At 37.8% G+C, this 7,672-nt stretch carries 7 protein-coding genes; 6 read left to right on the top strand and 1 reads right to left on the bottom strand.

Features of this window, described 5'->3' with window-relative positions; translation table 11 throughout:
- Positions 1-350: 350 nt before the first annotated feature.
- Positions 351-965 carry a multifunctional acyl-CoA thioesterase I/protease I/lysophospholipase L1 gene (tesA, locus tag E2R67_RS16150; RefSeq protein WP_134291978.1) on the bottom strand — a complete coding sequence of 205 codons (615 nt, stop codon included), beginning with the start codon at positions 963-965 and terminating at the stop codon, positions 351-353.
- On the opposite strand from tesA, the gene E2R67_RS16145 reads away from it, so the two are divergent.
- The 6 genes from E2R67_RS16145 (at position 964) to E2R67_RS16120 (ending at position 7,549) form a co-directional block, all read left to right on the top strand.
- Positions 964-1,650: an ABC transporter ATP-binding protein gene (locus E2R67_RS16145; RefSeq protein WP_134291977.1), complete on the top strand. Its 687-nt coding sequence runs from the start codon at positions 964-966 to the stop codon at positions 1,648-1,650. The genes tesA and E2R67_RS16145 overlap by 2 nt on opposite strands.
- Positions 1,647-4,064, top strand: coding sequence for an ABC transporter permease (locus tag E2R67_RS16140; RefSeq protein ID WP_166739411.1), 2,418 nt, complete (start codon positions 1,647-1,649; stop codon positions 4,062-4,064). The genes E2R67_RS16145 and E2R67_RS16140 overlap by 4 nt, the downstream gene beginning before the upstream one ends.
- A gap of 256 nt (positions 4,065-4,320) precedes the next feature.
- Complete coding sequence (rpsO, locus tag E2R67_RS16135) at positions 4,321-4,590, top strand: 30S ribosomal protein S15 (RefSeq protein WP_028870486.1); 270 nt, start codon at positions 4,321-4,323, stop codon at positions 4,588-4,590.
- 281 nt (positions 4,591-4,871) lie between these two features.
- Positions 4,872-5,831, top strand: coding sequence for an ABC transporter substrate-binding protein (locus E2R67_RS16130; protein WP_134291975.1), 960 nt, complete (start codon positions 4,872-4,874; stop codon positions 5,829-5,831).
- Positions 5,832-5,843: 12 nt separating this feature from the next.
- The gene (locus tag E2R67_RS16125) at positions 5,844-6,749 is read left to right on the top strand and encodes an ABC transporter permease (protein WP_134291974.1); all 906 of its coding nucleotides are present in this window, start codon (positions 5,844-5,846) and stop codon (positions 6,747-6,749) included.
- Positions 6,746-7,549 carry an ABC transporter ATP-binding protein gene (locus E2R67_RS16120; protein ID WP_134291973.1) on the top strand — a complete coding sequence of 268 codons (804 nt, stop codon included), beginning with the start codon at positions 6,746-6,748 and terminating at the stop codon, positions 7,547-7,549. Before E2R67_RS16125 ends, E2R67_RS16120 begins: the two co-directional genes overlap by 4 nt.
- Positions 7,550-7,672 lie beyond the last annotated feature (123 nt).

The following is a 7,672-nucleotide window of genomic DNA, read 5'->3' as shown; positions in this document are numbered from 1 at the left end:
GATGTGCGAGCGAGTGCTTCTGAAAGTTCCATAAAAAAATCCCATGACCTTTTGAGTCATAGGATTTTGATCTTCTTACGTTAAAAATCAACTAATTTTTCTTAACTGATCGGCATTAGCTTATAGCTGGTTTTTTTATGCCTGAAATTTGAGTTTGTTATCTAACTCTGTGAAGTAAAATCCCCGCATCGCATTCTGATTGTTATCATCCAATTCAAACTCGATGAATTCACAAACTTATTCTTTTAACAAGTTGTTGAAATAAGTCCGTGAAATATCATTTTAAATAAAAACACTTTCTCTATTTGATCCCATCGCTTTGATTTCTCGTATGTAATACGCGTATTAGATTATTGCTTTAAATCAGTTAATATTTTTTTTAATTCTTTTGCAATGAACTCAGCAATCCATTGTTGGGCTTTTGCATTAGGGTGTAAACCATCGCTTTGCATCCACTCTGGTTTGACGATAACCTGTTCTAAATAGAATGGCATTAAAGGAATATCTTTTTCCTTACTAAGTGCAGGATAAATATCAGCAAATGCATTACTGTAACGTTTACCATAATTTGTAGGGACTTGGATCTGCATTAAAATGGGTTGAGCATTTTGTGACTTGATATTATCTATCATTACGCTTAAATTGTTAGTCACAATGTTAGGTGAAAAACCACGTAATCCATCATTTGCACCTAATTCTAACAATACATAATCAGGTTGATGTTTGCTTAATAAACCAGGCAATCTTGCTAAAGCGTTACCACTTGTATCGCCAGAAATACTTGCGTTAACAACAGTTATTTCTAAACCTTGTTGTTGTAATTTTTTTGGTAAAAAAACAGGCCAGCTTTCTTCTACTGGCATATTGTAACCAGCACTTAAACTATCTCCGATAATAAGTAATGTGTTACTTTGTGCTGTAAATGAAATTAATAAAGATAATAATAAGGAAACGAGTTTAATCATGAGTCAATCCATTATAAATGTTGAAAATATTACTAAATCAGTAATTAGTAATGAGAACGAGTTATCTATCCTAAAGGGGATTTCCTTTAATATCAATGAAGGAGAATCCGTTGCAATTATGGGGACTTCTGGTGCAGGTAAATCGACGCTAATGAGTTTATTAGCGGGATTGGATCAGCCAACAACAGGATCCATCACTTTATTAGATTCTACGATTTCAGCAATGGATGATGAACAACGCGCTAAAATTCGTGGTGAATCTATTGGATTTGTTTTTCAAAACTTTTTATTGATCCCTTCCTTAACCGCACTACAGAATGTCACCTTGCCGATGGTTTTACGCGGTAATGAAGATGAAGAAAGCAATAACCTAAAAGCTAAAGCTTTATTAAAAGAAGTGGGCTTAGCGGGGCGTGAAACACATTTACCTACCCAATTATCTGGTGGTGAACAACAACGTGTTGCTTTAGCGCGTGCTTTTGTTACTCAACCAAAAATATTATTTGCCGATGAACCAACGGGTAACCTAGACCAAAAAACAGCACAGCATATCATTGAGCTGTTATTTGCGATGAATAAAGAACAAGGTACAACCTTGGTTCTAGTAACCCACGATGCAGAGTTAGCGAAGCGCTGTCAACGCACGCTTATTATTAACGATGGGCAATGTCAGGAAAGCGCATGAAAAGCAATAAAATGATAATAAACTGGAGCTTGCGAGAGATTTGGTTTGGTCAATTATGGCCTGTAATGGTTGCCTTAACCTTGATCATCGCTTGTGTTGTTGCGCTTTCTACATTGGCGTTACGTGTTGAAAAAGTGATGACTGAGCAAGGTCGAACGTTATTAGCTGCGGATCTGGTGTTTCGATCTTCCAATCCAATTCCTACTTCGTTAATTGAAAAAGCAGAGCAGGCTGGCTTAACGGTTTCTTCACAAAGTCGCTTTCAAACTATGGCTTTCAGTGATGTAAACATGCAATTGGTGACTGTAAAAAGTGTGCAGACTAATTATCCGTTGCGTGGTGACTTAAATCTTAATAATCAGAATAATGAAATCTCACATCAGGTTAATCCAGGTGAATTATGGATCTCTGATCGTTTGCTGTCTTTATTAGATACTAAAGTAGGGGAAGTGCTCGCGATTGGTGATGCAGAATTAAGTATCACAGGTATTATCAAAGATGAACCAGAGTTGGCTTATAACCCATTTAATAGTATCCCTAATTTATTTATACATGAAAATGATTTAGAGAAAACGGGCGCGGTTCAAGTAGGAAGTCGTGTGCGCTACCGTTTATTTATTAATGGTGACTTAACAACTTTAGCTAATTTGCAGAATGATTATGAGCTGCAAGCCGGTGAATCTTGGGTCGATCAAAATAAAGAAAGTCGTGCAGCACGATTAATGGATAAAGCTAAACAGTATTTATCACTCACCATCCTAATGGTGATATTGATGGCAGCTGTTACCTTGATTTTAACTTGCTTACATTACGCGCGTAATCGTAGCGAAACCGTTTCTATGCTTAAGAGTATGGGGGCGAGTCGTAAGTGGTTACGTTTATGGTTAACAACACAAGTACTTATTATGTTTGCGATTGCTTTTGTTGTCGGTAGTGCATCAGGTTTATTATTAGAGTTTCTATTACGTTTACCATTAACGGATATCTTGCCGAAAGAATTACCAAGCGTTGGCGTTCAGCCTTTTGTTTTTGCGATTGGCGTAGCGCTTTGTATTGGTTTGCCTGCATTATTGATTCCATTAAATCGCTTGCTCGATGCACCCGCAATTAATGTTATTCAACAGCAGCAAACAACTCGTTACTCAAAAACAAGCTGGTGGCTATTATTATTACCGATCACCGCATTAATCGTGTTTTATGGATCGAATAAATTGGTGTGGATGGTGTTAATAGGTTTGTTAGTGCTATTTACACTATTAGCAGGTTTGAGTTATGGCTTATTAACATTGCTAAGTCGATTTAAATGGAAAGCGGCATTTAGTTTAGCATTAAGTCGTATTAGCCGTTCACCTAAAAACAGCATGATGCAATTAGCGGCCTTGTCTGGCTCGCTAATGTTAGTTGCTTTGATATGGTTAATTAAAAGTGACTTATTAGGTGATTGGCAACAAACACTTTCACCTGATGCGCCTAATGTTTTTGCTATTAATATCAGCCCAGAGCAACAGCAAGGGTATTTACAGCAAGTTGATACATTGAAACTGCCTCATAGTGACACCTTTGCTATTATTAGAGGAAGATGGACTGCTATTAACGGTGTGAACAATACTGAGCACCCATCTTATAATGAAGAAAATATTCGTATTTTAAGACGCGAGATCAACTTTACTTGGGCTAAAGAGTTACCCGTTTATAATGAAGTAGTCGCTGGAGAATGGAAGGGGGAAAAAAACGTTTCTATTGCTCAAGGTGTTGCTGAAGAGCTAGGCGTCGTAATAGGAGATAAACTTACTTTTGAAGTAAATAGTCAATCTTTTACTGCTACTGTGAACTCCATTCGTGCTGTTGAATGGCAGAGTTTAAAGCCTAACTTTGTGTTTATTTTTAGTGAAGACGTGGTAGAGAATTTACCCGCCACTTGGATGTTAAGCTTTAGAGCTGAAGAGTCACAAACCCATTTGGTGAATCAGCTTGCTCGTTTATATCCGACAGTAACGCTATTAGATCTTCGTACTATGGCAAATAAAATACAGGGATTATTGAGACAAATATCATGGTCTCTTACAGGGCTTGCTGCTTTAGGAGTGGTTGGTGGTGTTTTATTGATCTTCACTTTATTACGTTTAAGTCTAAGTGAGCGTAAGCGTGAAATTACTTTATATAGAACCTTAGGTGCGAGTAAAAAGCGTATTAGTCATACACTTTGGGCTGAATATGGATTGTTAGCGATTAGTGCTGGTTTAGTTGCTGCGATTGCTGCTGAAATTATTTTATATAGTTTAATGACTTGGGGATTCGAATTACCTACTCAATTACATCCAACAATGTGGCTTGTTTTGCCTCTATTAGCGGTATTAATTGTATTTGTAAGTCTAAGTTCAGTGATTAAGCAGTTATTAAAACCATTACGTTAAACATTTTGCTCGGTATCAAGATGACACTATTGTTCGCTATTTCCCAGCTTGGTTAATGGCGAATAATTATTTAAATCTACCTTTGTGCCTCGCTTTTATAGATAAGTTATCGAATATTGCTTGTATTCCTTTATTTATAGTTGCACCTAGGTATAAAAGTCCGTAAACTTCGGCCTTCACTTTATCGCTGAATTAGTGATCGGCGATAATAATTTAAATAGGTTATTCACATAACCAAAAAATATCGGAGTACGTTATGTCACTAAGTGCAGAACAGAAAGCTGAGATTGTAGCAAAATTTGGTCGCGCAGAAGGCGATACTGGTTCACCTGAAGTTCAAGTTGCATTGTACACAGTACAAATCAACCACCTTCAAGGCCATTTCAAAGAGCACATCCATGATCACCACAGCCGTCGTGGTTTATTACGCATGGTTAGTCAACGTCGTAAATTACTTGACTACTTAAAGCGTAAAAATGTTGCAGCTTACACAGCATTAATCGCAGAACTAGGTCTACGTCGTTAATTCGAACTAAACCTTGTTTATAAAAAGAGCCTCAGGGCTCTTTTTTTGTTTCTAGGTTCTTAAATTTTCACAACGCTTTTCTAATATCGATTCATTTTTAACATCTCTGTAATATTACTGTTATGCATCAATTAATTTATTAATAGGTACTTGGTATTATTAAAGTTAACTGATACGGTTGAGAAAAATACAATAAAATGATCAGCGAATAAATTTATTAATGTTATTCGCTCATTTAAGATTAACTCTTCTATAAATAAAGTTTATCCAAGGACTAAAAAATGAAGCTAAATTCAATACTTAAAAGCACGCTTATCGCGGCAGCTCTTATTTCAACTGGCTTACAGGCAAAACCTGTTTATGTTGCGACAACAGCTATCGTTGAGCACCCAGCTTTAGATGCTGTAAGAGATGGTATTAAATCAGTATTAAATGAAAGTGGTTATAAAGATGGTGAATTAAAATTTACCTACGAGAGTGCGCAAGGGCAACCAGCAATCGCAGCACAAATTGCTCGTAAAATGGTTGGAGATCAACCCGATGTGATTGTTGCGATAGCGACGCCATCGGCTCAAGCTGCTGTTAGTGTAAGTAGAAACATTCCTGTTGTTTTCTCTGCGGTAACTGATCCACTTGGCGCTAAGTTAGTCTCTAGCATGACAAAGCCTGGCGGTAACGTTACTGGTTTGTCTGATATGGTTAATGTTAAACAACACCTTGAACTTATTAAGGAATTTGTTCCAAATTTAAAAACAGTCGGTGTTCCGTATAATCCAGGTGAAGCGAATTCAGTATCTACGGTTGCAGCGTTAAAAATTGCTGCTGCTGAAATGGGAATTAAAATTGTTGAATCTGCTGCGCCTAAATCTTCTGATGTGATGATTGCAACGAAACAGCTCGTTGGCAAAGTTGATGCTATTTATTGCCCTATTGATAATACAATTATCAGTGCTGTTGAATCTGTTATTAAAGTAGGTATTGATGCTCAAATTCCAGTCTTTGCAGGTGATACAGATACGGTTGCACGTGGTGCGGTTGCTGCTGTTGGATATGACTATTTTGATTTAGGTCGTCAAACGGGTGAAATCGTTGTGCGTATCTTAAATGGTGAAAAACCAGGCTCAATTGATGTGAAAATGGCACAGGGTACCAACTTATTTGTTAACCCAAAAATGGCCGCTCGCATGGGGATTTCAGTTCCTGAAGCCGTGCTAACTCGTGCAACTAAAGTTATTAAATAAGAACGGATTAATATGTCTCTTTTTTCTTTTTTAGGTACGTTAGAAATAGGCCTCATTTATGGTTTAGTTGCCATTGGGGTTTATTTAACTTTCCGTATCTTAGATTTTCCTGATCTTACCGTTGATGGTAGTTTCACGCTCGGTGCTGCGGTTACTGCAACATTGATTGTTATGGGGGTTAATGTATTTTTAGCGACCTTAATCGGTACAGTGGCTGCTGCATGTGCAGGCTTAGTGACTGCATGGTTAAATTTACGTTTTGATATTTTGCATCTACTTGCAAGCATCTTAACTATGACTGCTTTATACACAATTAACTTACGTGTGATGGGTAAACCTAATGTCGCATTAATCATGGAACCAACCATTTTGACGCCTTTTGAAGGGATCTTTGGTTTACCTGATATGTATATGCGCGTTATTTTTGTTGGCATATGTGCCGTTGTTGGTGCTTTGTTAGTTGCCTGGTTCTTAAGAACCCAATATGGTTTGGCAATGCGTGCAGTGGGTTCAAATAAACGCATGGCACAAGCAAATGGCATTGTGGTAAAAGAGAAGGTGTATGCTGGTTTAGCCTTGTCTAATGGTTTAGTAGGGCTAGCTGGTGCATTGTTTGCTCAAACCAACGGTTTTGCTGACTCCACAATGGGGATTGGTACTATTGTTGTTGGCTTAGCTGCGGTTATTATTGGACAATCATTGTTCGCTAGTCGTTCTATGTACGTGATTGTACTGAGTTGTATCGTCGGTTCGGTATTGTACCGATTAGCTGTGTCTATGGCATTGAATGCCGACTTCTTAGGATTCAGTGCATCAGACTTAAACTTGATCACTGCGGTACTTGTTGCTTTAGCTTTAATCTTTCCTAAATTACGTAATGAGTGGAAAGCAAAACGTGCAGCGAGGGATGAAATATGATTTCTTGTAAAGATTTACATGTTACGTTTAATCGTGGTTTACCCACAGAAAAACTAGCATTAAGAGGGGTGGATTTAACGATCCCAATGGGAGAGTTTGTGACGGTTATCGGCTCTAATGGAGCAGGTAAGTCAACACTGTTAAATACAATCGCCGGCGATATTAAAAGTACAAAAGGGCAGTTGTTTTTTGGTGAAAGGGATGTCACAAAAATCCCTGCTACAGGAAGAACTGCAGATATAGCGCGTGTTTTTCAAGATCCGCTTGCTGGGACTTGTGGTGATTTAACCGTTGAAGAAAATATGGCGTTAGCTTACGGAAGAGGTAAGCGAGGTCGCCTTTCTTCAGCATTAAACAGTAAAATGCGTGATGTATTTCGTGAACAATTAAGTCGTTTAAATTTAGGGCTTGAAGATCGTCTTGAAAGTCAGATGGGGTTATTGTCTGGTGGTCAACGTCAATCTGTAAGTCTATTAATGTCTGCTTTACAGCCGAGTACTATTTTATTACTAGATGAACATACTGCAGCTTTAGACCCAAAAACAGCCGCTTTGATCATGGATATCTCATCGCAAATTATTGCTGAAAAACAATTAACTGTGATGATGGTGACACATTCGATGCGTCAAGCATTAGATCATGGTTCGCGTACAATTATGTTGCATGAAGGTAAAATTATTTTTGACTTAACGGGTGAAGAGCGTGCTGGTTATGAAGTAAAAGATTTATTAAACCTATTTGCTCAAGCGCGTAACGATGGTGAAGAATTAGATGATGATAAGTTGTTGTTAGGCGCTTAGTCTTAATGCCTGTCAGTTAAGAACTGATGGGCATTTTTTTACCTTTTCTTTCTGCGTATCTTTTGGGTCTCGCTTTAACCATTCTTGGGTAACTTCTCTCTCGCCGTTCAGGCAAAACAAATG

The sequence above is a fragment of the Psychromonas algicola genome, assembly GCF_004378355.1.
Lineage (GTDB): Bacteria > Pseudomonadota > Gammaproteobacteria > Enterobacterales > Psychromonadaceae > Psychromonas.
Note: the sequence above shows the minus strand (reverse complement) of the source record. Positions and strands in the feature narration are given on the sequence as shown.

Excerpts from the sequence above, each read along its gene's own strand:
- E2R67_RS16145 (WP_134291977.1), top strand. The coding sequence starts at position 964 with ATGAGTCAATCCATTATAAATGTTGAAAATATTACTAAATCAGTAATT.
- tesA (WP_134291978.1), bottom strand. The coding sequence starts at position 965 with ATGATTAAACTCGTTTCCTTATTATTATCTTTATTAATTTCATTTACA.
- E2R67_RS16140 (WP_166739411.1), top strand. The coding sequence starts at position 1,647 with ATGAAAAGCAATAAAATGATAATAAACTGGAGCTTGCGAGAGATTTGG.
- rpsO (WP_028870486.1), top strand. The coding sequence starts at position 4,321 with ATGTCACTAAGTGCAGAACAGAAAGCTGAGATTGTAGCAAAATTTGGT.
- E2R67_RS16130 (WP_134291975.1), top strand. The coding sequence starts at position 4,872 with ATGAAGCTAAATTCAATACTTAAAAGCACGCTTATCGCGGCAGCTCTT.
- E2R67_RS16125 (WP_134291974.1), top strand. The coding sequence starts at position 5,844 with ATGTCTCTTTTTTCTTTTTTAGGTACGTTAGAAATAGGCCTCATTTAT.
- E2R67_RS16120 (WP_134291973.1), top strand. The coding sequence starts at position 6,746 with ATGATTTCTTGTAAAGATTTACATGTTACGTTTAATCGTGGTTTACCC.